General features: G+C 71.2%; 25 protein-coding genes. 17 read left to right on the top strand and 8 right to left on the bottom strand.

Annotated features, from left to right (window positions below; translation table 11 throughout):
- Positions 1-8 precede the first annotated feature (8 nt).
- The gene (locus T9R20_RS04485) at positions 9-1,058 is read right to left on the bottom strand and encodes a LacI family DNA-binding transcriptional regulator (RefSeq protein WP_322411349.1); all 1,050 of its coding nucleotides are present in this window, start codon (positions 1,056-1,058) and stop codon (positions 9-11) included.
- A gap of 640 nt (positions 1,059-1,698) precedes the next feature.
- Between T9R20_RS04485 and T9R20_RS04480 the strand changes: the two genes are divergently transcribed.
- Positions 1,699-2,457, top strand: coding sequence for a winged helix-turn-helix domain-containing protein (locus tag T9R20_RS04480; RefSeq protein ID WP_322411348.1), 759 nt, complete (start codon positions 1,699-1,701; stop codon positions 2,455-2,457).
- A gap of 21 nt (positions 2,458-2,478) precedes the next feature.
- Here the strand turns inward: T9R20_RS04480 and T9R20_RS04475 are convergent, their stop codons facing one another.
- Positions 2,479-3,648 (bottom strand): polysaccharide pyruvyl transferase family protein, encoded by a 1,170-nt coding sequence (locus T9R20_RS04475; RefSeq protein ID WP_322411347.1) that lies wholly within the window; start codon positions 3,646-3,648, stop codon positions 2,479-2,481.
- A 116-nt stretch (positions 3,649-3,764) separates the two neighbouring features.
- On the opposite strand from T9R20_RS04475, the gene T9R20_RS04470 reads away from it, so the two are divergent.
- Both T9R20_RS04470 and T9R20_RS04465 read left to right on the top strand, forming a co-directional pair.
- Entirely contained in the window at positions 3,765-5,924 is a 2,160-nt protein-coding gene (locus T9R20_RS04470; RefSeq protein WP_322411346.1) for a glycosyltransferase, read from the top strand.
- Positions 5,921-7,231 (top strand): glycosyltransferase, encoded by a 1,311-nt coding sequence (locus T9R20_RS04465; RefSeq protein WP_322411345.1) that lies wholly within the window; start codon positions 5,921-5,923, stop codon positions 7,229-7,231. Before T9R20_RS04470 ends, T9R20_RS04465 begins: the two co-directional genes overlap by 4 nt.
- Positions 7,232-7,337: 106 nt before the next feature.
- Here the strand turns inward: T9R20_RS04465 and T9R20_RS04460 are convergent, their stop codons facing one another.
- On the bottom strand, positions 7,338-8,087 hold the full coding sequence (locus T9R20_RS04460; protein ID WP_322411344.1) for a hypothetical protein: 750 nt from the start codon (positions 8,085-8,087) through the stop codon (positions 7,338-7,340).
- A 91-nt stretch (positions 8,088-8,178) separates the two neighbouring features.
- Between T9R20_RS04460 and T9R20_RS04455 the strand changes: the two genes are divergently transcribed.
- The 3 genes from T9R20_RS04455 to T9R20_RS04445 all read left to right on the top strand — a co-directional run bounded on the left by T9R20_RS04455 (position 8,179) and on the right by T9R20_RS04445 (position 9,965).
- Positions 8,179-9,186, top strand: coding sequence for a DNA-3-methyladenine glycosylase family protein (locus T9R20_RS04455; RefSeq protein ID WP_416182940.1), 1,008 nt, complete (start codon positions 8,179-8,181; stop codon positions 9,184-9,186).
- A gap of 84 nt (positions 9,187-9,270) precedes the next feature.
- The gene (locus T9R20_RS04450) at positions 9,271-9,687 is read left to right on the top strand and encodes a VOC family protein (protein WP_322411343.1); all 417 of its coding nucleotides are present in this window, start codon (positions 9,271-9,273) and stop codon (positions 9,685-9,687) included.
- A gap of 56 nt (positions 9,688-9,743) precedes the next feature.
- Entirely contained in the window at positions 9,744-9,965 is a 222-nt protein-coding gene (locus T9R20_RS04445) for a hypothetical protein (RefSeq protein ID WP_322411342.1), read from the top strand.
- A 118-nt stretch (positions 9,966-10,083) separates the two neighbouring features.
- On the opposite strand, the gene T9R20_RS04440 is transcribed toward T9R20_RS04445, so the two are convergent.
- On the bottom strand, positions 10,084-12,195 hold the full coding sequence (locus tag T9R20_RS04440; RefSeq protein ID WP_322411341.1) for a S9 family peptidase: 2,112 nt from the start codon (positions 12,193-12,195) through the stop codon (positions 10,084-10,086).
- A 76-nt stretch (positions 12,196-12,271) separates the two neighbouring features.
- On the opposite strand from T9R20_RS04440, the gene T9R20_RS04435 reads away from it, so the two are divergent.
- Positions 12,272-13,018 carry an SDR family oxidoreductase gene (locus tag T9R20_RS04435; protein WP_322411340.1) on the top strand — a complete coding sequence of 249 codons (747 nt, stop codon included), beginning with the start codon at positions 12,272-12,274 and terminating at the stop codon, positions 13,016-13,018.
- On the opposite strand, the gene T9R20_RS04430 is transcribed toward T9R20_RS04435, so the two are convergent.
- The gene (locus T9R20_RS04430) at positions 12,999-13,832 is read right to left on the bottom strand and encodes an aldo/keto reductase (protein ID WP_322411339.1); all 834 of its coding nucleotides are present in this window, start codon (positions 13,830-13,832) and stop codon (positions 12,999-13,001) included. The two genes, T9R20_RS04435 and T9R20_RS04430, sit on opposite strands and share 20 nt — an antisense overlap.
- A 68-nt stretch (positions 13,833-13,900) precedes the next feature.
- Positions 13,901-14,173 carry a hypothetical protein gene (locus T9R20_RS04425; protein ID WP_322411338.1) on the bottom strand — a complete coding sequence of 91 codons (273 nt, stop codon included), beginning with the start codon at positions 14,171-14,173 and terminating at the stop codon, positions 13,901-13,903.
- Between the two features lie 191 nt (positions 14,174-14,364).
- On the opposite strand from T9R20_RS04425, the gene T9R20_RS04420 reads away from it, so the two are divergent.
- On the top strand, positions 14,365-14,766 hold the full coding sequence (locus tag T9R20_RS04420) for a YybH family protein (RefSeq protein WP_322411337.1): 402 nt from the start codon (positions 14,365-14,367) through the stop codon (positions 14,764-14,766).
- A gap of 55 nt (positions 14,767-14,821) precedes the next feature.
- Here the strand turns inward: T9R20_RS04420 and T9R20_RS04415 are convergent, their stop codons facing one another.
- Positions 14,822-15,466, bottom strand: a complete 645-nt coding sequence (locus T9R20_RS04415; protein ID WP_322411336.1) for a TetR/AcrR family transcriptional regulator — start codon at positions 15,464-15,466, stop codon at positions 14,822-14,824.
- A 114-nt stretch (positions 15,467-15,580) separates the two neighbouring features.
- Here T9R20_RS04415 and T9R20_RS04410 point away from each other — a divergent pair, with 114 nt between their 5' ends.
- From T9R20_RS04410 to T9R20_RS04380, 8 genes are all read left to right on the top strand, one after another.
- Complete coding sequence (locus tag T9R20_RS04410) at positions 15,581-17,029, top strand: MFS transporter (RefSeq protein WP_322411335.1); 1,449 nt, start codon at positions 15,581-15,583, stop codon at positions 17,027-17,029.
- Positions 17,030-17,063: 34 nt separating this feature from the next.
- Positions 17,064-17,768, top strand: coding sequence for a DUF899 domain-containing protein (locus tag T9R20_RS04405; RefSeq protein WP_322411334.1), 705 nt, complete (start codon positions 17,064-17,066; stop codon positions 17,766-17,768).
- Positions 17,769-17,780: 12 nt separating this feature from the next.
- Positions 17,781-17,993, top strand: coding sequence for a helix-turn-helix domain-containing protein (locus tag T9R20_RS17070; RefSeq protein ID WP_416182965.1), 213 nt, complete (start codon positions 17,781-17,783; stop codon positions 17,991-17,993).
- Positions 17,994-18,092: 99 nt separating this feature from the next.
- Positions 18,093-19,469, top strand: coding sequence for an HNH endonuclease (locus T9R20_RS04400; RefSeq protein WP_322411333.1), 1,377 nt, complete (start codon positions 18,093-18,095; stop codon positions 19,467-19,469).
- Between the two features lie 76 nt (positions 19,470-19,545).
- The gene (locus tag T9R20_RS04395; protein ID WP_322411332.1) at positions 19,546-20,004 is read left to right on the top strand and encodes a hypothetical protein; all 459 of its coding nucleotides are present in this window, start codon (positions 19,546-19,548) and stop codon (positions 20,002-20,004) included.
- A 233-nt stretch (positions 20,005-20,237) separates the two neighbouring features.
- On the top strand, positions 20,238-21,005 hold the full coding sequence (gene erm / locus T9R20_RS04390; protein ID WP_322411331.1) for a 23S ribosomal RNA methyltransferase Erm: 768 nt from the start codon (positions 20,238-20,240) through the stop codon (positions 21,003-21,005).
- 71 nt (positions 21,006-21,076) lie between these two features.
- Positions 21,077-21,916 carry a helix-turn-helix transcriptional regulator gene (locus T9R20_RS04385; protein ID WP_322411330.1) on the top strand — a complete coding sequence of 280 codons (840 nt, stop codon included), beginning with the start codon at positions 21,077-21,079 and terminating at the stop codon, positions 21,914-21,916.
- Positions 21,917-22,037: 121 nt separating this feature from the next.
- Positions 22,038-22,967 (top strand): SDR family oxidoreductase, encoded by a 930-nt coding sequence (locus T9R20_RS04380; RefSeq protein WP_322411329.1) that lies wholly within the window; start codon positions 22,038-22,040, stop codon positions 22,965-22,967.
- Positions 22,968-22,988: 21 nt separating this feature from the next.
- Here the strand turns inward: T9R20_RS04380 and T9R20_RS04375 are convergent, their stop codons facing one another.
- Positions 22,989-24,695: a long-chain-fatty-acid--CoA ligase gene (locus tag T9R20_RS04375; protein ID WP_322411328.1), complete on the bottom strand. Its 1,707-nt coding sequence runs from the start codon at positions 24,693-24,695 to the stop codon at positions 22,989-22,991.
- Positions 24,696-24,861: 166 nt separating this feature from the next.
- On the opposite strand from T9R20_RS04375, the gene T9R20_RS04370 reads away from it, so the two are divergent.
- Positions 24,862-25,593 carry a GAF and ANTAR domain-containing protein gene (locus T9R20_RS04370; protein ID WP_322411327.1) on the top strand — a complete coding sequence of 244 codons (732 nt, stop codon included), beginning with the start codon at positions 24,862-24,864 and terminating at the stop codon, positions 25,591-25,593.
- Position 25,594 lies beyond the last annotated feature (1 nt).

The following is a 25,594-nucleotide window of genomic DNA, read 5'->3' as shown; positions in this document are numbered from 1 at the left end:
CTCCGAGGTCAGGCGACGGCGGAAGCGGCCACGGCCGCCGACGGGGCGTCGGGAACCCGCGCGAGCGAGCCGTGGTCGAGATAGGCGGGTGGAATCAGGCGGATGCCGGGGGCCGGGCGGTCCCCGTCGAAGAACGTCAGGGCGAGGTCGACGGCGAGGTCGCACGAGGCCTGCGGGACGAGCGGCAGCGCGTCGAGGGGACGCGGGAGCGCGGAAGTGTCGAAGGTCGGCGCGACCGAGATGACCGAGATGTCGTCGGGGACGCGCAGACGGCGGTCGGCGAGCTCGGCGAGGACCGCACGATGCGACTCCTCGGGGCAGTGCAGCAGGAGGGCGGTGGCGCCGGCGTCGAGGAGTTCACCCGTCGCCGCCCGCACGCCCGCATCGGTGGCGTGCTCGTGACCGGTCGCGCGGAAGTCGGCCGTGACGGCGAACATGCTCGCCGCCGCGAAGAACTCCTCCCGCACCCGAGGGGGGAAGTTCGACCGGGAGTACGAGACCTCGGGTTGTCCGACGAGCCCGATACGGGCATGGCCGGCCCGCGCCATCCGTCCCACCGCCTCGCGCGTGGCCGCCTCGAAGTCGAGGTCGACGCAGACGAGACCGTCGTTGTCGTTCGGAACGCCGATGAAGACGGTCGGGGTGTCGATCTCGCGCGCGAGCGCGACCCGGGGATCCTCGGGGGCGACATCGAGAACGAGGATCGCGTCGACGAGGCGATTCGAGGCGACCCGTCGCATCCCGGCCTGCGCGTCCTCGTCGGTGAGCAGCAGCACGTCGTAGTCGTTGCGGCGCGCGGCCACCGCCGTGGCGAGCACGAACGCCATGTGGGTCGGCGCGTGGGTGTCCTTCCGCAGCGGTTCGGTGAGGGCGAAGATGCGCGTACGGCGACCGGCGAGCATGCGCGCACCGGCGTTGGGGCTGTACCCCAGGCGCTCCACGGCCTCTTCGATGCGCCGGCGCGTGTCGGCCGAGACCGGCCGCTTGCCGCTCAGGGCGTACGACACGGTGCTGATCGAGACACCGGCGGCCTTGGCCACCTCATCGATCTTCGCCATGGGGACTCCGTCGTCGTGTGAGGGGATGGTTCTGCGCGTGGTCGAAGCGCTTCGCGGAAGCGTTTCGACGATGGTCGCACGACCCTTCTCGGAGCGCAAGGGTTTTGGTGCAACTCGCAACAAATCGGCACGGCGCCGCGGCGCGGCATCCCTCCTGCCGCCGCCCCTCCCTCCGACATCCGTCTCCGGTGCGCGCAACCGCGGGAATGCGGGATGACACGCCGGCCACGTCCGCCGAGGGTCGGCGTGTCGACGGCGAGGCCCGCCGTTGTGCGCGGCCGGAGTGGGGCTGAGCGGGAAGAATTTGCCAAGGGCGGGGACCGTCGGTCATAATCAGCCCATGACTGACGACGCACGCTCTCTGTCCGCCTGGGAGGCGAACGGGACTGCCGGCATGATGGTGGCCGGCCGCGTTGTCATGTGTTGTCGAATGTGCCGCTGACTCGGTAACCCCGCCGGACATCAGCGTCGCCGCTCCGCTTACCCGCGCAGGCGACGCGCGACACGTCCCCCGAGACTCCGCCTTTCCTCGCGTACCGACGCGCAGCGGATGCCTCGAGTCAGGCCCCTTCGGCCGCTTTCGCAGCACTTCCCGAACCCGCTCGACCACACGGGTTCCGCTCCCTCGAGGAACATCATCATGTCGACCACCGCTCTTCTCGACCGTCCCGCTCCCGCCCGTCACCTCCGCGCCGTCCCGCGCATCGCGGACGCCGCTCCCGCCGCAACCGCGTCGGCCGTGACACCCGCCGCCGCTCCGACCGCTGCGCCCGCCCCGCAGCGGCACCTGCCCCCCGGAACCGCGCCGCGCGGCTTCGCCCTCTACGTCGGGTTCGACGAGGCGAAGGCGCAGGCCTCGGGCGTCAGCCTTCCCGTCCTCGTCGAGGCCCTCCGCCGCACCCTTGCCGAACTCGCCCCCGACGCCGAGACCTACGCCACCGTGGCACTCGCCCCCGTCGGCGCCGGCGGCCGCGACGTCGACGTCGTGCGCCTCGCCCTTCAGGAGCCGGCGGCCGTCGCCCGCACCAAGCCCGAAGAGCCCGAAGAGGACGACGACACCGCCCGCGGTGTCGTCGTCGACATCTCGCGCAAGCGCGTCGTCATAGACGGCGATTCGGCGGCGCTGACCTTCAAGGAGTTCGAGCTGCTGCAGTACCTCGTCCTCCGCGAGGGCCGCACGATCGAGCGCACCGAGCTGGTCTCCTCGCTCTGGCACGCCGAGGAGCAGGATGCCCCGGGCGAGCGCACCATCGATGTGCACGTCCGGCGCCTGCGCGCCAAGCTCGGCCGCTACGAGGACATCGTCCGCACGGTGCGCGGTGTCGGCTACCGCTTCGACCGGCACGCCGACGTCGTCATCCGCTTCGGCCACGGCACGCCCTCGCCCGACCGCTTCTGATCCCGGTACGGCCGGGAGACCTCACCCCAGGCCCTCGGCGACCGTGTCCCACCACCGTGCCGCGTCGACGCGGTGCGCATCGACGCGCGCTGCGGCATCTTCGGCGATCGCCGTCCGCCGGGCGTGGAGATCACGCAGGCGTTCGGGGGCGCCGGCCAGGTCATCGAGATCGACGACGCCCGTCTGACCCCAGTGGCCGAGTGCGCCACGCAGCTTGATCCGTGTGTAGTCGTCGGCGGCGAGGCCCAGGATCGGCACCCCCGCCGGTGCGGCGAAGACCGCGGGGTGGTACCGGCTCGTGACGAGCAGTTGAGCCTGGCGCGCGAGCGCCGCCGCACCCCGGGAGTCACCGCTCGGCAGGACGCGACTCCCTCGCGTCATCCGCTCCCGCACCCGTTCGTGGAGGGCGGCATCACCCGCGGGCTCGGCACCTGCCGCCACCGGCCCGAAGTGGGCGTGGAAGACGACCGGGCCCACAGCGTCGGACGCCTCGTCGAGCACCCGCGCGATCCCGGCCTCGACGTCGTCGGCGTGCCGTCCAGCGAACCACCCGGACAGGCTCACGAGAACGTACGGCTCAGCCGGGGCCGCCTGGCTGCTGTGAAGGAACGAGGCGTCGTCGACCCCGGCGTGGACCCGCGCCCCCCACGAGCGGGCGAGTGCGGCCGAGTCGTGCTCGCGCACGCCCGTCCACGCCGCGTCGCGGGTCATGGCGGCGACGCGGTCTGCATCCTCGGGGTCGAGGTCGGGCCCGAACGTCTGCCCGCTCACCACCACGGGGATCCCGCGCGCGCGGGCCATCGCCGCAAGGGTCGTGCGCTCGTACACGTGCACCGGCCATCGCGAGGCGAGGTTGCCGCCACCGGCGATGAGCACTCCCGACGCCTCGTCCAGCGCTTCGAGCGCACCGCGCGCGGGGTCTCCGGCGGCGAGCTCCGCATCGCCGGCCGCTGCCGCGCACAGGTGCGCCGCGCGCTCGCGCGCCACCGCACGCTCGAGCCCGATGAAACCGAGGCGATCGACGGTGCCGAGGCCGTACCGGGCCGCCGACTCCTGGGGAGCGGAGGAGACCCCGACCACCTGCCCACCCCGAGCGGACAGCTCGTCGGCCGCGGCCTCGAACATCGCCTCGTCACCGATGTGGATGATGCCCGCGAGCACCCCGATGTCGCCGATGGTCAGTACGTTCACACACGGTCCCTTCACGTCAAGCCGGTCCACCGGCACCCGGACAACCGTAGACTTCCGAACGGGTCGCCGCACCTCGTCCGATCGCCGATCGGGCGGCACCCGCTTCGGAGGCAGCGATGGGCATCCAGACGGCGATGGACCGCATCACCGAAGCACCCACGATCGTGCAAGCCCTCCAGGCCGCCGACGACGTCGCGTTCGAGGCCGGGCGCGACCCCGGCGTGCGCACCCTCCGGGTGCTCTCCGCCGCTCTCGTCGGCTCCGACGACATCGCCGCGATCGCGGCCGTGCACGCCCTCGCCGAGATGAACGACGAAGCCGCCGGTGCGCTGCTGGTCACCCTCCTCGACGACGATCGGCCCTTCATCGTCGAGCACGCCGCCTGGGCGCTCGGTCGCCGTCCCGCCCGCGCGTCCGCCATCGCACCCCTCATCTCGCAGGTCATCTCCGGCGGATTCACCGGCATGCTCGCGCAGCACACGCTGGAGAAGTGGTCGGCCGGCAGCGGCGAGCTCCTCGCCGTGGCGCTGCTGAGCGCGACGACCGGAGAAGTCGGCAACGACGCGCGCATACGTCTGACCGAGACGCTCGGCCTCGTGAGGCATCCGCTCACCACCGCGCCGCTGTGCACCCTCGCCGGCGACACCTCGGCCCCCGCGACCGTCCGTGAGGCGGCGATCGCCGCACTCGGCCAGCGTGCCGACGCCGAGGTCATCGCTCACCTCGAAGACCTCGTCGCAGAGGGCGGGCTCATCGGCGACCTCGCGCGTCTCGCGCTCATCGACGCGGATCCGCCGCGCACCCGCACCTCGGCCGACGACGCCGGCGGCGACGGCGGGCTGACCGTCGCGCAGCTGTTCCTCCACGCCGACATCGATCCCGCCCTGTCCGCCTCCGGCGCGGGAGACAACGGCGGCATCGCGACCCTGCTGGTACGCCTGGGCGACGCCCTCGTCGCCGACGGCTCGGTCGTCGACCGCGTGCTCACCCTCTCGCGCGGCACCGTCGCCCAGGCGGGGCCCGACCTCCTGCAGATGGCCGGCGGCGAGCGCGGCCACCTCTACGGACACGTCCCCCTGACGAGCATCCCGGCCTCGTCGGCGACCGCCTGGCACCTGCGGGTGACGGTGCGCCGTGGCATCCGTCGCCTGCTGCGGGCCGCCGGACGCATCGACGTGCTGCACCTTCGGATGGCGGATGTCGGCAGCCTTGCCGCCGCCGATGTGGCGCGCGAGCTCGGCATCCCGACGGTGTTCACCGTCGCCCCCGATCCGCACAGTGTGATCGCCTCGCTCGAGCGGTCGGGACGCCTCTCGCGCGAAGACTTCGGCGAGGTCGATTGCACCGAGCACTTCTGGTTCCGCAGCCATCTCGTCCAGAGCCTTGCCGCATCGGCCGCGCACTCGGTGTTCTTCCCCCGGCCCGAGCTCGAGCGCGACATGCGTGCGCTCATCGGCATCGACCTGACCTCCCATCCCGAGCGCCACACCGTCGTCGCCGAGGGCGTGGACCTCGCGATCGTCGATGACGCCCTCAGTCGCGCGGTCGCCGTCGCCGCCGGCACTCCCCCCGAGGGCGCCTTCGCCGAGCTCGCGGGCCTGGTCGCCGGCCTCTCCCCCGCGCGTCGGGATCTGCCTCTGCTCATCACGGTGGGCCGGATGCACCGCATCAAGGGGATGGCGGCGCTCGTCGAGGCCTGGGCCGGAAGCGATCTCTCCGCCCGCGCGAACCTCCTCGTCGTGGGCGGCGACCTCGCCGATCCGTCGAGCGATGAGCGTCAGCAGCTGGATCTCATCGATGGCGCGGTCCCGGCCGCCGAGCGCGCAGAGCGCGGTCTGATCATCGCGGGCCATCGCTCGAACGACATCGCCGCCGCCTGGCTCGCCGCGGCCCGGTTCGGTATTCCGGGCACCATCGCCCCGGGCGGCGCCTACGTCTGCGCGAGCGTCAAGGAGGAGTTCGGCCTGGCGATCCTCGAAGCGATGGCCACGGGCCTCGTCGTCGTCGCCCCCGACAGCGGCGGACCCGCGACCTACGTGAACGACGGAGACACCGGGTTCCTCACCGACACCGCCGACCCGGCGGCGCTGGTCGCCGCGATCGGCCGGGCGCTCGACGCCGCCGCCGACGGCGACCCGCGTCGCGCCGAGCGCTCCCGCACCCTCGTGGCCGAGCGCTTCACGATCCAGGGGATGGCGGCGACCCTCACGCCGATGTACCTGAACGTCACCCGGCACGAGGCGGAGCTGCGCCGCACGGCGGAACTGCTGACGTGACGCTCCTCGTCATCAGCCCCGACTACGCCTCGCACCTGCTTCCGCTCGCGGCGCTGGCGACGGCCTGGCGAGACGCGGGCGACGAGGTCGTGGTGGCCACGGGTCCCGCGACCGACCCGATCGTGGCGGAGTTCGGCTACCGTCGCGTCGACCTCCCGCTCGGGCGCGGGGCCAATGCCCGCGTCATCCGCTCGTCGGAGCAGGATGCCGCCGAGGCGGCGTCGCTGGAGGGATTCTTCGCCGCCACCCGTCGGGGCATGGTGCCGACCCTCGCCTATCAAGCGCGCGAACGGCTGACCGACCTGATGTGGCAGCCGGTCGAACGTGCCCGCGCGACCCTGGCCGTCATCGATGCGGTGGCACCCGACGCGATCCTCGTCGACCACCTCGCCTTCAGCGCCCGGCTGGCGCTCCACACCGCGGGCGTCGCTCACGGCGATGTCGTCCTCGGCCACCCGAGCGCGCTGCCGGTACCGGGCGAGGTGTACGGCTACCCGCCGGCGTGGCCGACGGCCCTGCAGCCCGACCCCGCGGAACTCGCCGACCTGCGAGGCCTGTGCGACGAAGTCGCGCGCCGCTTCACCGACCAGTGGAACACCACCGCCGAGACGCTGGACCCGGCCGCCGGAGCGGTCGACGACGCGTTCATGGTGCACGGCGACACCGTGCTGTTCAACTACCCCGCCGAGCTCGCCGCAGGCGATGGACGGATGCTGCCGGCTCATCGTTTCCTGGGGTCGACACCTCGCGAGGAGCCGGCCGCCGCCGAGGTCGACGCGTGGCTGGCGCGCGACGAGCCGTTCGTCTACGTCAGCCTCGGCAGCTTCCTCTCGGTGCGCGACGACGTGCTCGCACGCACCGCTGAGGCGCTTCGCAGAGCGGGTCTTCGAGCCGCGATCGCCACCGGCACCACGCCGCGTTCAGCTCTCGGAGAGGTGCCGGAGGGGTGGCTCGTCGCGGACTACCTCCCCCAGGTGCGTCTGCTGGGCGCGGCCGCGGCAGCGGTCACCCACGGCGGCAACAACTCCGTCACCGAGGCGGTCGGGCAGGGCGTGCCGCTCGTCGTCCTCCCCTTCTCGACCGACCAGTTCGCCGCGGCGGCCGCCATCGAACGCACCGGGACGGGTCGCGCGCTCGACCCGAACGCCGCCGATGTCGAGGCGCTCGCGCAGGCGCTCCGCGAGGTCGCCGATCCGGCGTTCGCCGGCCGCGCGATGCTTCGCCGGATCGCGGAGGAGCAGCGCGAGCACCCGGGACCGCGGATCGCGTACGAGACGCTCGCGCGAGAGGCCCGCGGAGTCAGCTGACGGCGCGGTGCTCAGCTGACGGCGCGGTGTTCAGCGGACGACGCGGTGTTCAGCTGACGGCGCGGTGTTCAGCTGACGGCGCGGTGCTCAGCTGACGGCGCGGTGCTCAGCTGACGGCGTCAGGCACGGCGTCGGGTTCCCCGCCCAGCTCCGCGAGCACCGCGGCATCCAGATCCTCGTAGCCGAAGACGAGCGCGGCCATTCGCTCCGGATCGTCCGCGGCCGCGCGGTACCGCTCCATCCGCGCCGCGTTGGCGTCGTACGCGGTGCCGGCGCGCACCTCTCCGATGTGGTGAAGGGCGTAGACCCGCCCGCGGTGGCGGCGCGGGGGCGCACCCAGGAGCGTCAGGTGGGCGAGGTACCACGCGGCATCCTCGAATCCCCAACCGCGGAAGCCCTCGTCCTGCCCCCCGTGGGCAGCCCAGGTGCGGGGCGTCGCGACGTAGATGCCCGAGCAGGCGCCGTCGACGAACTGCTCGACGACGCAGCGCTCGAGGGGCACCCCGGCGGCATAGTCGGCGGACCCGGTGCGGCCGAGCCAGCGGTACTCGTCGTAGGGCAGGTGCACCAGATCGCTCGTCGCCGCCGCACGGATCGCGGCGAGCAGGGGCTCGCGCTCGGGGATCGTGTCGGCGTCACCGACGACCACGACCTCGTCGTCCGCGGCGTCGCGCATCGCCGCGTTGCGGCAGGCGGCGAGCACGAACGGATCATCGCCGGTGTCGACCGTCAGGATCGGCACGCCGGGGAGGTTCTGCTGATACCAGGCCACGACGCGGTCGAAGGCGTCCAGACGCGACGGCGCCGGACGCCAGGGGATGACGATTCTCACTGCGGGGACGAGGGGAGTGATCACTGACACCTTCCTTTCCTCGGCGAGCATAAGCGACGCCGGACCCCTCTCGGACACGGGGCAGGATGTCGGTGGACGCGCGTACCGTGAAGGGGTGACCTCGCCTGTTCCGCCCCGGCTTCCGCGGCGTTCCGGCGAGCGATTCCCGCCCGCCCGGCGAGCGTCACCGGGCGGTGCGCCGAGTGGTCCGCCGATCGAGACCGAGTACCGTCCGCGACATCCGCTCGACCTCCGGCGAGTGCTGCTGTTCCAGCGCCGGGGCGCCGGAGACCCGACCCACCTCGACGCCGGGCACGTGCTCTGGCGGGCGTGCCGCACGCCCGAGGGGGTGGCGACGGTCGCGCTTCGCCAGGCCGCCGGCGGAGCGGTGCGCGGGGCCGCGTGGGGGCCGGGAGCCGACTGGGCGATCTCGCAGCTTCCGGCACTGTGCGGGCGGGACGACGACCTCGAGGGGTTCGACGCGTCGCTGCATCCCCTCGTCGCCGAGACCCATCGCCGCAATCCCGGGCTCCGGCTCGGCCGCACCGACCTCGTCTTCGATGCGCTCGCCGGCGCGATCATCGAGCAGAAGGTCACCGGCAAGCAGGCGTTCGCCGCCTGGCGGCGGATCGTCCGCGGATTCGGCGAGCGCGCGCCCGGGCCGACGCCCGTGCCGATGCACGCACCTCCCTCGGTCGACGGCTGGCGCCACGTTCCGTCCTGGGCGTGGCACCGTGCGGGTCTCGAACCGCCACAGGCCCGCACCCTCGTCGCCGCCGCGCAACGGGGTACCCGCATCGAACGGGCCACCCATGCCGCTCCGACGGGCGATGAGCGCGACCGCGTGCTGACGAGCCTGCCCGGGGTGGGGGTGTGGACCGCGGCGGAGACGAGGATCCGCGCCTTCGGCGACCCCGACGCCGTCAGCGTGGGCGATTACCACGTGGCGCACGAGGTCGGGTTCGCCCTCACCGGCGCGCGCACCGACGACGACGGGATGCTGGAGCTCCTCGCCCCCTGGACCGGCCATCGTCAACGAGTCATCCGTCTGATCGGCCTGAGCGGAGTGCACGAGCAGCGCCGCGGGCCGCGGGTGCATCCCGAGGATCACCGCGACCGCTGAGAGCGCGATGTCGGAGGGCATGGGCACACTGGCATCGGGCGGCTCCGGGGGGTCTGGGGCCGCGAACCCTACGGAGGATCAGCGATGACCACACTCAACCCGTACCTGCAGTTCCGTGGCAACGCGCGGGAGGCGATCGAGTTCTACCACCGCGTGTTCGGCGGCGATCTGTCGATCGACACCTTCGGTCAGTGGGAGGGGATGGTGCAAGACCCGGCCGACGCCGATCTCGTCATGCACGCACAGCTGCGAACCCCGGATGGTCTGGTCCTCATGGCCTCCGACACCCCGAGCAGCATGCCCTACCGCGAGCCCGCGGGGATCGCCGTCTCGGTGAGCGGCAGCAACGAGGCGCAGCTGCAGGGGTACTGGGACGCCCTCGCCGAGGGCGGCTCCGTGACGGCGCCATTCGAGGCGCCGCCGTGGGGCGGTCGGTTCGGGATGCTCACCGATCGGTTCGGCATCGACTGGATGCTCTCGTGGGGGCCCGACGAAGAGTGATCGGAACGGCCTCTCGACAGCCCGCTGGATGCGGGGCGCAGTCGTAGGCTGAGCGCATGGCTTCTCGCACCGGCTGGCCCCGCGGCCGCACCAACTGGGTGATCGGCAGCGTCCTCATCTTCGGCGGGGGCGCGCTGTTCGGACTGATCTGGGGGTCGGTGGGACTTGGGCTCGTCGTCGCCGCCGCCGTCTCGATCGGCTGGCTCATCGCGTACGAGTCGTGGCGCGGTCAGAAGGTCGGGCTGAACGATCCCGACGACGACGGCGCCCGGCTGTAGTCCGCGCGCGACTGTCGACGGCGCCCGATTGAAGAGGACGCCCGATTGAAGAAGGCGCCCGGTTGGAGAGAGCGACCGATTTGAGAGAGCACCGTCGCTCACGACGCGTTCTTCGCGGTCAGCCCAGGACCGCCGGTGGCGCCGCCTCCTCGCCGAGCACGTGCTCGGCGAGGAATGCGAAGACCGTCTCGTACCAGACCACGGCGTGCTGGGGCTTCAGGATCCAGTGATTCTCGTCCGGGAAGTACAGGAAGCGGTGCGGCATCCGTCCCTCGGCGTCGGCGTGGTGCTCGGCGAGATCCGACCAGAGGCGCAGCCCCTCGCCGATCGGCACCCGGTAGTCGCGGTCTCCGTGCACGACGAGGACGGGAGTGAGGATGTCGGCGACGAAGCGGTGCGGTGAGTGCTCAAACATCGCCTCCGACGTGAAGATGCGCTGCCAGTAGTCGGAGCTGTCGGTCGTGCCCGCGAACTGGTCGAGCGCCCAGAGGCTCGCGTGGGTCACGATCGCGCGGAACCGGTCGGTGTGGCCGGCGACCCAGTTGGCCATGTAACCGCCGAACGAGCCGCCCATCGCGGCGGTGCGGGTCTCGTCGATGTCGTCGCGCGCGACGACGGCGTCGGTGATCGCGAGGAGGTCGGTGTAGGGCTTCCCGCCCCAGCTGTTCCAGCCTCGGGCGATGAAATCCAGCCCGTAGCCGGTGGACAGTGCCGGGTCGGGAAGCAGCACGGCGTACCCGCGTGCGGCGGCCAGCAGCGGCGCCCACCGCCAGCTCCACGCGTTCCAGCTGTTCAGCGGCCCGCCGTGGATCCACAGCAGCAGCGGGGCCGGCGCGTCGGCTGACGCACCCTCGGGGAGGACCAGCCACGCGCGGATCCGCGCGCCGTCCTCGGCGGTCGTCTCGACCTCGGTGATCCGGCCCGGAGCCGCGGGCGCCGGGGCGGGTGTGGCAAGCGGCGTCACCGCACCCGTCGCGTCGACCCGGACGGGGTGGGGCGGGACGAGCCACGACGATCGCAGCGCCACGAACCCGCCTCCTGCGCGATCGACCACCACGTGGGAATAGGTGAAATCGTCCGACACGATCGGCGTCACCTCTCCGCCGTCCAGAGGTACGCGGAAGACCGGCCCCCGCCCGTCGTCGTCCGCGGTGACGATCAGCGCGTCGTCCATCGCGGCGAAGGCGATCGACGACGGCCAGCGGTCCCAGTCGGCGGCGACGCGTCGGGCCTCCGAACCGTCGAGCCGCGAAATCCACAGCTCCTCGGGCGTCGGGCCAGAGGGAGTGCGCACCGCGGTGCGGAGGTAGGCGATCCGCGTGCCGTCGTGGCTGATCGCGGGCATCTCGATGTCGAATCCGGGCTCGTCGCGAAGCACCGCGGTCTCTCCGGTGGCGGTGTCGATCCGAACGAGGATGCGGCGGCCGCCGCGCGGTTCGGCGCGGTCGAGCGAGACGACGAGGCTGGCGCCGTCGGGGCTCAGCGCCGTCGAGGCATGCCGCAGGGCGCGGCCGGGAGTGGGCATCAGATCGGTCGGCCGCGGCAGGGTCGCCGGGTACGGGGTGGGCGCCGGGGCAGCGGACCCGATGTGCTCAGCGACGGCTTCGGCCTCTTCGGCGGCGGTGTCCTCCACGGCGGCCGCGAGTGTGTCGGCGAGCCCCGCGAGGTCGATGCCGAGGAGGTGGGGCTCGGCGGGGCCGAGGTCGTGGTCCCAGAACCGCACCGGGTAGGTGTCGTGGAGGATCGCCGAGACCTTCTTCGTGGAGCGCTCGGCGCGGCGCGCCGCGTCATCCTCGATCGAGTCGGACGAGCGGAGCAGCGGCGCCGAGACGACGACGCGTGCGGTCTGCTCCGCCGTCGCGGCGATGCCGCTCACGCCCCCGGCGAGCCGGGTCACCGGGCGGGCCTCGCCCCCGCGCGCCGGGAGCAGCCAGAGCTGGCCGGGTTCGTCGTCGACATCCGATTCGATGTCATCGCGCGTCGAGACGAACAGGATGTCGCCTTCCGGGGTGAACGCTGCACCGCTCTCGCCCTTCGCCGACCGGGTGAGCCGTCGAGGCGCGCCCTCGCCCCGGGCGGGCACCGCCCACAGTGAGCGCTCGTAGCCCGTGGCATCCTTCTTCAGCGCCGCCACCGTGAGCACGACAGTGGTGCCGTCGGGTGAGAGCGCCAGACCCTCCACGCGGGGAAGGGCGATGAAGTCGTCGAGGGCGTCGAAGGGGGTGGGCATCCCTCCACGCTAACCGAGGCCCCTGCTGCGGAGCCTGACCGGGTGCGGCAAGCTGTGCACGAGGAAAGGGGTGCCGATGCTGGTCGCCGTCGTCGGAGGAACGGGAACCGTGGGCGCGCACGCTGTGCGGGCGCTGCGCGAGAAGGGGCACGACGCCGTCGCGCTCAGCCGCTCGAACGGGGTGGATGTCGCCACGGGCGACGGACTGGATGACGCGCTCCGCGGCGCCGCTGCGGTGATCGACACCACGAACCTCTCCGCCCTGTCGGCCAGAGCGTCGGTCGCGTTCTTCGAAGCGGGCGCCCGGCACCTCCTCGCCGCGGCCGAGCGTGCGGGGACCTCGCACCTGGTGACCCTCTCGATCGTCGGCATCGACCGCATGCCCTACGACTACTACGCCGGGAAGGTCGCGCAGGAGCGGCTCGTCACGGCCGGGAGCGTGCCGTGGAGCATCGTGCGTTCGACGCAGTTCCACGAGTTCGCCGCGCAGATCTACCGGCAGGCGGCGTTCGGCCCGATCCACCTCGCGCCGCGGGCCCGCCTGCAACCGGTCGCCGCGACCGAGGTGGGGGCGTACCTCGCCGACGTCGCCGTCGGCGCCCCGCGGGGGCGGGCGCAGGAGATCGCCGGTCCTCTCGAGGAGGCGCTCGATCGCATGGTCGCCGACTACGCGGGGACCCGCGGTGAACGGGTTTGGACCCCCTCCGTGAGCCTGCCGACGAAGCAGATGAAGGCGCTCCGCGAGGGGCGCGGCCTCCCCGTCGGCGAGCCTCGCCGTGGCGACCAGACCTACGCGGAGTGGCTCACATCTCTTCGTGAGTGAGGGGGTCGCCGTCCCAGAGCCGCCCGCGCTCCAGACCGCTGATCTCGGCGACCTCGTCGGCGCTGAGCGAGAAGCCGAACACATCGGCATTCTCGCGCTGGCGCGCGGGGTCGGCCGACTTCGGAATCGCGGTGCTGCCGAGCTCGACATGCCACCGCAGCACGATCTGCGTCGGAGTCCTGTCGTGCGCCTCGGCGAGTTGCACGATGACCCGCTCGCTGAGCAGCTCGCTGCGCCGGGCGAGCGGGCTCCAGCTCTCGGTGCGGATTCCGAGCTCGTCGTGGAATGCGCGGAGCGCTGTCTGCGGGAAGTACGGGTGGAGCTCCACCTGGTTGACCGCCGGGACGACGTTTGTCGCCTCGACCAGCTCGGTGAGCATCTCCTCGGTGAAGTTCGACACTCCGATCGAGCGGACGAGGCCCTGCTCCCGCGCCTCGATCATGCCGCGCCAGGTGTCGACGTACTTCCCCACGCTCGGGTTCGGCCAGTGGATGAGATGCAGGTCGATGCGTTCGAGGCCGAGCCGGCCGAGCGAGTCTCGGATGCTCTGCACTGCCTCGGTGCGGCCGTGCTCACGCCCGGGGATCTTCGAGGTCACCAGGATCTCGTCGCGGGGAACGGATGACCTCCGAACCGCCTCGCCCACCTCACGCTCGTTCTCGTAGTTGACCGCCGAATCCAGCAGTCGGTAGCCGGACTCGAGGGCGGCGACGATCGCATCCGATCCGTCCGCCCCGCGGAGGTTGTAGGTGCCGAGACCGATCTGGGGGAAGGACACGCCGTCGTTGAGGGTCACCGTGGGAATGGAGATCATGTCCCCATTCTGGCCGCGGCGCGGCATCCGATCCGGGCTCTTGACTTCCGTGCGCGTGAGCGGCGGGCTTACAGATCCTCCGGAGCCAGGTCGCCCTGCCCCTCCTCGCCGAGTTCGGCGGCGACGGGGTCGTCGCCCTGCGTCTCGGGCTGGAGGACCTCGTCGGGGTAGGCCTCTTCGGGCGCGTCGGCGGCGAGGGTGTCGGCGTCGGGGAGGCGCCCCTCGAACTCGAGCTGGGCGAGGTCGTCCTCACCCGTGACCGTCGTGTCGGCGATGCCGGGGGTTGTCTCGCCGACGTCCTCCGTCCCGGGAAGGGCCTCGCCGTCGATGTTTCCGCTCATGGGGTTCCTTTCGCCAGTGTTTCTCGAGTACACCCCGGCGTCCTCTCTGCGAGCACGGGGGTGACGACAAGGGTGGCAGTGACCTATGCTCCGCGGTCGGGAGCCGTCCGCCGCCCAGCGGCCGCAGGCCGAGTGGCCCCGGCGTCCCCGAGGACGAGTAGCGTCACCACCAGGGACGCGAAGGAGCCGACATGTCGACAGAACCCCTGCGGATGCAGACCCAGGCACTGCTCGATGCCGTCAACGCGCTGGATCTGGAGGCCCTTCGGGCGATGGTCGACGACGATTACGGCATCGTCGACGTCGACCCCCAGGGGCGGTCGGTGGTCATCGACTCCACCGCGGAGTGGGAGGCCTACATGGCCACGAACTTCGCCGCCATGCGGACGGCCGGTGCCGTGCTGTCATCCCGCGTTGTCGGTTACCACGGCGAGGAGGCGGGCGACCTCGGGTACAGCGTCGTCCGGTTCGTGCAGCGCGTCGAGATCGGCGATTCCGTGATCGAGAATCCCTGCATCGCCACGATCGTATGGAAGCGGACGCCCGGCGGCTGGAAGGAGGCGCGCTGGCACTGCTCGCCGGCTCCGGTGTGAGATCGCGGTCCCGCGGTCATCCGGGAGCCACCGTCGTCCGGGAGTCTCCGTCCCGTCACGCAGGAGCCGTCGTCCCCCGTACGCCCACGATGGCCGCTTCCACGACGCTCGCCGCCAGAGTGTCGATGACCTCGCGCGACTGCCAGCGCACCGGCCCGTGCACGGCGATGTCGGCGAAGCCGTGCACCGCCGACCAGCAGGGCCATTCGGCCAGGGCGCGGCGCTCGGGGGCGAGCGCGCCGGCCTGCACCATCTCGTCGAGCACGTCCATCAGCAGCCGGAAGGGCGCGACGATCTCGTCGTCGAGCGTGACGATGCCCTCGCTGGCCCGCGTGTCCTGGGTGAAGAAGGCGGTTTCGAACCAGCCGCGCTCATCCACGGCGAACGCGATGTAGGCCAGGCCGACGCGGCGGAGTCGCTCGACGGATGCCGCGGCGCGGCCGAGCGCGGACGGCGCGGCGGCGACCCGCTCGGCGATCGCGTCCGCGAGGAGGCGCTGGGCCTGCCCGGCGACGGCGCGCACGAGATGGTCGCGGTCGGCGAAATGCCGGTAGGCCGCGTTGGGCGAGACGCCGACGGCGCGGGTGATCTCGCGGAGCGAGACGGCGCCCGGACCGCCGTCTCGCGCGCGCGCGAGCCCCTCCTGGACGAGGGCGTGTCGGAGGTCTCCGTGATGATACGTCCGAGCGGCATCGGCCATTGCCTCCTCCGCTCCGGGTGTGTAGATTGGCGCCACCGCCGATGTTCACGGTGTGAACATGAGTCTACCGCAGCAGGCGGGACGAGCGGTTTCACCACGACGGGAATGAGCACGATGAGCACGCAGGTAACGGATGCCGCCGCGTACACCCCGGGCCCGCGGACCATCCGCGCGTTCTACCAGGTGCTCGTCAACACCGCCGTCGCGAACGTCACGTCGAGCTATCTGTGGTGGGCCCTGACCTTCTGGGCGTACCTCGAGACGGGGTCGGTGCTCGCCACCTCGATCATCGGCGGCTCGTACATGCTGCTGGTCGCCCTCCTCGGCGTCGTGTTCGGGGTGCTGGTGGACCGCATGAAGAAGAAGGCGGTCATGCTGCTGTCGAGCACCGTGACCCTGGTGACCTACCTGCTGGCGGGGGCGCTGTACCTCTCCTTCCCCGAGAGCGTGCTCGTGGACTGGGGTGGGCCGTGGTTCTGGGTGTTCGCCGGCGTCATCCTGATCGGCGGGGTGGTCGAGAATCTCCGCAACATCGCCCTCTCCACCACCGTGACCCTGCTGATCCCCTCCGACCGGCGCGACCGCGCCAATGGTCTGGTCGGGGCCGTGCACGGCATCGCCTTCATGGTCACGAGTGTCTTCTCGGGGCTGTCCGTCGGCCTTCTCGGCATGGGCTGGACGGTGGTCATCGCGATCGCCGCGACCGCGGTGGCACTCACCCATCTGCTGTTCGTGCCGATCCCCGAGCGTGGGGTCGTCCACGTCGAAGGGGTCGTGCCGCAGACCGGGTTCCGCGGCGTCATCCCCGCGGTGATCGTCGTGCCCGGGCTCCTCGCCCTCATCCTGTTCACGACCTTCAATAACCTCGTCGGCGGGGTGTTCATGGCGCTCATGGACCCCTACGGCCTGGAGCTCTTCTCCGTCGAGGTCTGGGGCATCATCCTCGGCATAACCAGCTTCGGGTTCATCATCGGCGGCGGCCTCGTGGCGAAGTTCGGCCTGGGGAAGAACCCGGTGCGCACGCTCCTGCTCATCAACGTCGCGATCGCGATCCTCGGGATGACTTTCGCCATCCGCGAATGGTGGTGGCTCTACGCCCTGGGGCTCCTGATCTTCATGTGCCTCATGCCCATCGCCGAGGCGTCGGAGCAGACGATCATCCAGCGGGTCGTGCCCTACGAGACGCAGGGACGCGTCTTCGGCTTCGCTGCCAGCGTCGAGTCGGCCGCCGCTCCGGTGTCGGCGTTCATCGTGGGGCCGCTCGCGCAGTTCTGGCTGATCCCGTTCATGAACTCCGAGGCGGGGCAGTCCTCGCTCGGCTGGCTGCTCGGGCCCGGTGAGGCCCGGGGCATCGCGCTGGTCTTCGTGGCCGCGAGCGCCATCCTGCTGGTCGTCGTGCTGCTGGCGTTCTTCTCCGCACCGTACCGGCGCCTGTCGCGTGCGTACGCCACGGCGCCGCCTCCTGTGTCGGACGAGACGTCCGATGCAGCCCGGCCGGCCCCGGCGACGGAGTCGTCGGCCGTCGGCGGAGCCGGCGAAGACCTGCGCTCGGCGGTGCGCTGAACCGCGGCATCCGTCCCACGAGGAAAGGAAACCCATGAGCACCGTGACGTCTGCTCTCCCGCCCGTCGTCAGCGAAGAGGAGTGGCGACGCGATCTCGCGGCGCTGCGGGTACGCGAGAAGGCGGCCACCCGCGAGCTCGACGCGATCGCCGCGCAGCGGCGGCGTCTGCCGATGGTGGAGCTTCCCGACTACGTGCTCGAGGGGCAGGCGGGGCCCGCACGGCTCGTCGACATCTTCGGGGGCCGGTCGCAATTGATCACCTACCACCACATGTGGCACCCCGGTGCGCAGTGGCAGTGCGGGGGCTGCACGTCGTTCACGTCGCAGTTCACGCGCCTCGGGTTCCTCGACCATTACGACGCGCAGTTCGTCATCGTCACCCAGGGCGCCATCGACGAGGCCCTCGCCTACCGCGATAAGGTCGGCAACCGGATGGACTGGTACTCCACGGCGAACAGTCCATTCGGAGCCGATATGGACGCGCCTGTGGACGGTGGGTTCGCCGTGAACGTGTTCTTGCGAGACGGCGACACGGTGTACCGCACGTGGCATACCAACGGGAGGGGCACCGAGCAGCTCAGTCACACCTTCGCCCTCGTCGACCTCCTGCCGTGGGGACGGCAGGAGGACTGGCAGGACTCACCCGATGGCTGGCCGCAGGAACCGACCTACTCGCGCTGGATCGATCCCGGCGAGATCGCGGCGCGGTACGGCGCCGGCTCCACCCACCCGGACTGAGCGCGGCGACCGCTGCCGGGCAGTGATCTTCCGACGGGGCTGGCGAAGCCTGCCCTGCGCGCGCTCGACGAAGCCGGGCTTCGGACGCTGCGGGATGTCGCGGGCCGGCCCCGCGACGAGATCGCGGCGTTGCACGGCGTCGGCCCCCGGCGCGTTTCGCGCGCTCGACGTCGCGCTCGACGCGGTGGGGCTGCGCTTCGCGAGTTGAGGCGCGTTTCTTATTAAGGAGTGAGACCCAGCGGCCCCCGAGACGACGGAACCTCGTTCGATCCGTGCTCGAGGGTTTCGAGGTGCAATGTCGGAGGGTGGTGGGATGCTTCATACATGCGTTCGAACTCGCGGCTCACTCTCCTCAGTGACGAGGACCGGGCCGAGCTGACGGGGATCCTGGGTGAGGTCGAGGCGGCGCAGGTGGCGTTGGCTCAGGCGGAGGCGGCGCAGGCCCGAGTGTTGGCGAAGGCCGGCGCATTCGCGGCGGGGTTGGCGGAGGGGTCGTCGGCAGTGGTGCGGGATCGGGACATGGCGTTGCGGGGTGTGGCGGCGGAGATCGCCGCGGCGGTGCGGTTGTCGGACCGGTCGGTGCAACGCCAGATCGATTCTGCGTTCGCATTGGTGACCGACTATCCCGCGACGGTGCACTGCCTCGAGAAGGGTCTGATCACCCGGGCGCATGTCGCGGTGGTGGAGGATGTCGGGCGGCGCCTGCCGCCGGAGGTGAAGGGGGAGTTCGATCAGGTCGCGGCGGAGGTCTGTTTGGACGAAACACCCGGGAGGGCGAGGGCGGATCTGGAGGTCATCGCAGAGCGGATGCACCCCCGGACACTGACCGAGCGGCACGGGGAGGCGTTCCGGCAGCGGAGGATCGTCCGGTACTCGATCGGGGAGGGGATGTCGGAGTTGCGGGCGGTGCACTCCACGGTGCTGATCGAGGGAATCTTCCAGCGGATCACCGGGCAGGCGAACGAGGTCATCGCCGCCCGAGAACCGGGATCGGATGACACCCGGTCCCTGGATGAGGTCCGCGCGGACGTGTTCGCGGACATGCTCCTCACCGCCACCCCGAGCCTTGACCCGGTGCGCGACGGTGAGCTGCCGGGCGGGTTGGGGGTGATCCGGGCGAAGGTGCAGGTCGTGATCCCGGTCATGGCGCTCATGGGGCACAGTGACGTCCCGTGTGACCTGGCCGGGGTGGGACCGATCGACGCCGGGACGGCGCGGTTGTTGGCGGGGAACAGTGACGGGGTGTGGGAGCGGCTGCTGGTTCATCCGATCACGGGGTTGATCATGGCGGTGGATCAGTACCGGCCGACCGGGGCGATGGTCCGGTTCCTCAAGGGCCGGGATAAACACTGCCGGTGGCCGGGATGCCGGATGCCCGCCCGAAAATGCGAGCTCGACCACAACCACGACGCAGCCCTCGGCGGCAGAACCGAGATCTGCAACCTCTGCTGCCTGTGCCAACGGCATCACAGCATGAAACAGTTCACCGCCTGGAAAGTGACACAACTCCACAGCGGGATCATCGAATGGACCTCCCCCACCGGAAGGGTCTACACCGACAACCCACCCGGCCACGGCGTCCACTTCCATCCCGAAGAAGACCTCCCCGACGACCTCTGGGTCAAATGGACCACCCCCGGCACCGAATTCCGCATCCTCGACGAACCCGCCGACGACCCACACGCACCCGCACCCTTCTAGCCCCGCGGAGCCAGAGCCCGGCGAGCCAGACCGCTTCAGCGCCCTCACCCTAGCGCTGAACGGTACGGTGTCTGCGATGGCACCTTCGCGCGCGCGTCTCTCCCCGGACATCGGACTGCTGGCCGGTGTCATCCTGACGACTCTCGGCTACCTCCTGCCGTGGTTCCGCCTGGGCCGACGGGAGTGGTTCACCTCGGGCCTTCACCTGCTCGGCGAGGGTGGCGGCTGGGCGATCCTGCCGCTGGTCCTTCTCGGCGTCGCCCTTGTCGCTGCTCTGTTCGCTCAGTCGTCCGCCGCTGCAGCGACCGTGTCGTTGGGGAGTGCGACGGCGGCATCCTTCCTCGTCGTGATCGTCGTTGCGGCAGCACTGGTCGAGGGCGGTGTGGGTGACGTCGTCGAGATGACGGTGAGTGTCGGCCTGATCCTCATGGCCCTCGGCATCGGGCTCACCGTGGTGGCCGGGATCTTCGCGATCGCGTCGCTGGTCGCAGACAGCGCCGTGGAGAGACTGCGGGCGCGCCACTTTCCGGGTTGACGTTCGGATGCACCCACGCGGGCGACCCTGATACGGTCGAGGCGTGGGAACGATATACGCGGCGCCCCTGATGGCGCTCACCGCTCTGGTCCGCGACCGCCGCGCCTGACGGCGCACCGCTTCGTCGCATCGCGCCGTCTCCTCCGAGTCCTTCTGCACTCGGACGGGCCCTTCGGCGTACCCCGCCAGACACGTCCCGCACCGGGTGCTCCCTTCTTCATCGGAGCACGCCCATGCCTCGTTCTCAGCACGGCGGCCGACACGAACTCGGCCAGAACTTCCTCACCCACACGCCCTCCCTCGACCGCATCGACGCCCTCGTCCGCAACACCCGTGGACCGATCCTCGAAATCGGCGCCGGCGACGGTGCGCTGACCCGACGGCTCGCCGCCACCGGACGGCGACTGACAGCCATCGACATCGACGAGCACCGCACGCACCGCCTCGCCCGCGCCCTGCCGGGCGTCACGGTGCGACAGGCCGACGCCCTGCGTCATCCGCTTCTCGACCCCGTGATCGTCGGAAACATCCCCTTCCATCTGACCACCCCGATCCTGCGCCGCCTGCTGGGCGAGCGGCAGTGGAAGGATGCCGTGCTCGTGACGCAGTGGGAGGTGGCCCGCAAACGCGCGGGCGTCGGCGGGCAGACGATGATGACCGCGCAGAGCGGCCCGTGGTACACCTTCGCCCTCCATGGCCGAATCCCGCGATGGGGATTCACTCCTGCGCCGAGCGTCGACGGGGGCATCCTCACCGTCGCCCGTCGCGACGCCCCACTGCTCCCCCTCGATGCCCGCCCGGGTTACGAACGGTTCGTGGCGGCGATGTTCTCCGGGAGAGGGCGAACGCTCGATCAGCTCGTCGCCAGTGCAACAGGGCTCGACCCGAGAGCCGCGCGGCGCGCCCTGAGCGACTCGGGCATCTCGGCGCGCTCGCTGCCCCGCGACCTCACACCACTCCAGTGGGTGGCGCTGTGGACGTTGGTGCGGAGGAGAAAGTGAGGGGTGGATCCACAGACCCTGGCTTCGGTGGGCGCTCTCGCGTAGAAAGGGGCGGTCGAAAGGGGTGACCGGTGGTCGATCGGGAAGGACTCGCGGAGTTCCTCCGCCGTCGGCGGGAGGCGCTGCAACCGGAGGATGTCGGGCTCACGCGCGGGCCACGCCGGCGCACCGAGGGTCTTCGGCGTGAGGAGGTCGCAGCGCTCTGCCACATGTCGACCGACTACTACGCCCGCCTCGAACGGGCGACCGGCCCCCACCCCTCCGAGCAGATGATCGCCGCGATCGCGCAGGGGCTCCACCTCACGCTCGACGAGCGCGACCACGTCTTCCGGCTCGCGGGACATCACCCCCCGCTGCGCAACAGCGCGAGCGAGCACATCAGCCCGGGGATGCTGCGCATCCTCGATCGGCTGACCGACACCCCGGCCGAGATCGTCACCGAGCTCGGTGAGACGCTCCGGCAGACACCCCTGGGTGTCGCGGTCCTCGGGGACGCCGCACACCGGACCGGACCCGCGCGCAGCCTCGGCTATCGGTGGTTCACCGAGCCGGCCGCGCGGGCGGCATACTCCCCGGACGAGCAGCGCCAACTGTCACGGGTCTACGCTTCCGGCCTGCGCGAACTGGTCGCCCTCCGAGGACCGCAGTCGCGCGCGGCGGCGATGGTCGCCCTTCTCGAGGACAACCCGCTCTTCCGCGAGATGTGGGACGCGCACGAGGTCGGCGCACGTCCCACCGAGGTCAAGCGCTTCCATCACCCGTCGGTCGGGGCGCTCGAGCTGCACTGCCAGACGCTCCTCGACCCGGACCAATCCCACCGCCTGCTGGTTTACACCGCCGAGCCGGGCACCGACACCCACGAGAAGCTGCAGCTCCTCGCCGTCCTCGGCGCCGAGGCGTTCACGACCTGACCTCGGGTATCGGGAGGGCGGATCGCTCAGCCACGGATCGTCGGGTCCTGGATGCCGCGGCGACGGCCATCGACCATGGGATCACGACCCGATCCGGGTCCGCGAACGAAGGACACCGCTCATGACACGCACCGCAGGATTCACCATCCCCGACCTCTCCGGAAAGCGCGCCGTCGTCACCGGAGCGAGCGACGGCATCGGCGTCATCATCGCCCGTCGCCTCGCCGCCGCCGGCGCCGAGGTCGTGCTCCCCGTCCGCTCCGCGACGAAGGGCGACGCGGCGCTCAGCCGCATCCGATCGGCCGTCCCCGACGCGGTGGTCAGCACCCGCACCCTCGACCTGTCGTCACTGGCCTCCGTCAGCGCCCTCGCCGCAGATCTGAACGACGAAGGACGCCCCATCGACATCCTCATCAACAACGCCGGAGTCATGCGACCCCCGACCCGGCAGGTGACGGCCGACGGTTTCGAGCTGCAGTGGGGCACGAACCACCTCGGCCACTTCGCGCTGACCCTCGGATTGCTTCCGCTGCTGCGGGCGGGGCGCGCCCGGGTGACGCATCAGACGAGCATCGCCGCCCGGAGCGGCCGGATCGCCTGGAGCGATCTGAACTCCGAGCAGGACTACGAGGCGATGCGCGCCTACGTCGCCTCGAAGATCGCCGTCGGCCTCTTCGCGCGCGAGCTGGACGCACGAAGCCGAGCGGGCGACTGGGGCATCAGCAGCAACCTGTCGCACCCCGGTGTCTCGCCGACGAACCTGCTCGCGGCGCAGCCCGGCATGGGGCGCACGCGCGTCACACCGGAACGACGCGTGATCGGTATGCTCGCTCGCATCGGCGTGACGGGGACACCCGAGACCGCAGCGCAGCCGGCCCTCATGGCGGCTACGGCGACGGACGCTCGCGGCGACGAATTCTTCGGCCCGAAGCGACTGGTCGGCGGGGGCCCGACCAAGATCGAGCTGTGGCAGCCGCTCCTCAGCATGGACGACGCCCGACAGCTGTGGGACGTGTCGGAGCGCCTCGTCGGCATCCACGTCCCGCGCTGAGCCGCCGGCCGCGCGCAGGCATCAGCGGGCGAGAAGCTCCTCGCGCACCGCGCGGCGCAGCACCTTGCCGATCTGCGACCGCGGCAGGTCGTCGACGGCCACGATGCGCTTGGGCACCTTGTACGCGGTGACGTGAGACCGGCAGAAGTCGCGGAGCGCGCCCGCGTCGAAGGCCGCCCCGTCTTTCATCACGACCGCGGCGACCACGTCTTCGCCTCCGGAGGCGCGCGGCATGCCGACGACGGCCGCGCCGGTGACATCGGGATGCATCATCAGCACCTGCTCGATCTCGCTCGGGCTCACGTTGAAGCCCCCCGTGATGATGAGCTCCTTGACCCGATCGATGACGGTGACGAAGCCATCAGGCGAGACGGTGACGATGTCGCCGGTGCGCAGCCAGCCGTCGTCGAGCAGAACGGCCGCGGTCTCGTCGGGCCGGTGCCAATACCCCTGGAACACCTGCGGCCCGCGCACGAGCAGCTCGCCGGCCTCGCCGATCGGGCGGTCGACGGCGGGGTCATCCGGGTCGACCACCCGGATCTCGGTGCTCGGGAACGGCACCCCGACCGTGCCGGGGCGGCGCGAGGGTCCGATCGGATTGCCGAGCGCAACAGGCGAGGTCTCGGTCATGCCGTAGCCCTCGACGAGTAGACCGCCCGTCACCTCCTCCCACCGCGTCACGGTCGGCACAGGCAGGCTCATGGCCCCGGAGATGGCGAAGCGGATGCTGGTGAGATCGACGTTCTTGCGCGAGGTCGCCCGGGCGAGGGCGTCGTAGATCGGCGGAACTCCGGGAAGAAAGGTCGGCGGCGAGGTCTTTGCCGCCGCGATCACGAGGTCGACGTCGAACTTCGGGAACAGCACGATCCGCGCGCCGATCGAGATCGCGAAGGTCAGGCACAGGGTGAGCCCGTAGGCGTGGAACATCGGCAGCACGGCGTAGAACGTCTCCGCTCCCTCGGCGAGTCCCGGCACCCACGCGCGCCCCTGCGCGGCGTTGGACCGGAGGTTCCGATGCGAGAGGATCGCCGCCTTCGGGGTGCCGGTGGTCCCGCTCGTCAGCTGCAGCAGTGCGAGGTCATCGAGTGCGGGACGCGGGTGCGACTTCGACAGTCGACGGGTCTTCACCAGCTGCGACCACGACAGGATTCCCTTCGCCTTCGGCGTCGCCGTCATCGCCTCCCGCGACGCACGCGCCGCCGGTACCGGCAGCCGGAGCGCCACCCGCTTCCCGAGCGGCAGGGCATCGGGCATGCGCACCGAGACGATCGCGGCGGGGGCGATGTCACGCGGGAAGTCGGCGACGACATCGGCGACCTTGTCCCACACGATCGCCACGACCGCCTCGTGCACCTCGAACTGATGGCGCAGCTCACGGGCGGTGTAGAGCGGATTGTGCTCGACCACGATCGCGCCCAGGCGGAGTGCGGCGTAGAACGCCACGACGTGCTGCGGGCAGTTGGGGAGCACCAGGGCGACCCGATCACCGGCCTGCACGCCCAGCTTGCGCAGCGCGTTCGCCGCACGCGAGACCTGCTCCCCCAGTTCGTCGTACCGGGTCTCGGCGCCGAAGAACTCCAGGGCGACCTTCCTGCCGTACCTCGACACCGCCCCCTCGAGCAGATCGACCAGGGTCTCGGTGACCGGCTCGATCTCGTGAGGCACCCCCGGTGCGTAGGAGCTCAGCCAGGGCCGGTTGCGGAGAGGGGAAGCCGGGTTCGCGCTCATGGGCGCCTCCTTCGGGTCTTCCGCCAGAGTAGGCGCTCGACGTCACGGTCCGGACGCTCAGCAGCGGAAAGTGCGAGAGTAGGCTCGACCTGCGCCCGAGGAACGCCTGCGGGCACGCTCGCGGTCGCGTCGGTCGCCCTCACCAGCGGTGTCCGGACGGTAACCCATGACCACCTCGCCCTCGCAGGGACCGAGATCGGACGCCTTCGCGGCCGCCGCCGCCCGCCTGAAAGCCGCGACCGAACCCACCGACGACCTCTGCGCCCCCTTCGTCGGCGTCACCGGAGTCGCGGGGGCGGCGTTGTCGACGCTCGGCCGGTTGCTCGGCAGCCAGACGGTGTGCGCGAGCAATGCCGTGGCGGCCCGGATCGACGAGATCCAGATCGACCTCGGCGAGGGTCCCTGCTGGGAGGCGCTGAGCACACGGCATCCCGTCCTCGAAAACGACCTCCAGCGCACCGGGGGGTCGAGCTGGCCCGTCGCTCGGGAGGCGTTCCGATCGCTGCGGATCGGCGCGCTCTTCGCGTTCCCGATGCATGTCGGCGACCTGAGCGTCGGTTCGGTCGACCTCTTCTCGCATACGGCTCGGCAGTTGCCCCCGTCTCTGGTCGACGACGTCGCGGCACTGGCGGACATCGCGGCCCATCAGGTCCTTCGTCGCGTGCTCCACGACCTGGACGGCACGGAAGAGGGAATGAGCGAGGGACCGTATTCGCGGCGCGAGATGCACCAGGCCTCCGGAATGATCGCTGCTCAGCTCCGGATCAGAGTCGACGACGCGTTGGTGGTGCTGCGCGCTCACGCTTTCGCTTCGGGGCGCAGCGTCCGCTCCGTCGCCAGTGACGTGATCGCGCGCCGGGTCACCTTCGACCACCCACCCCGAGACCTACAATCCTGAT

The sequence above is a fragment of the Microbacterium invictum genome (assembly GCF_034421375.1).
GTDB classification, from domain to species: Bacteria; Actinomycetota; Actinomycetes; order Actinomycetales; family Microbacteriaceae; genus Microbacterium; species Microbacterium invictum_A.
The sequence above is the reverse complement of the archived record's forward strand: the minus strand, read 5'-3'. Positions and strand labels throughout refer to the sequence as shown.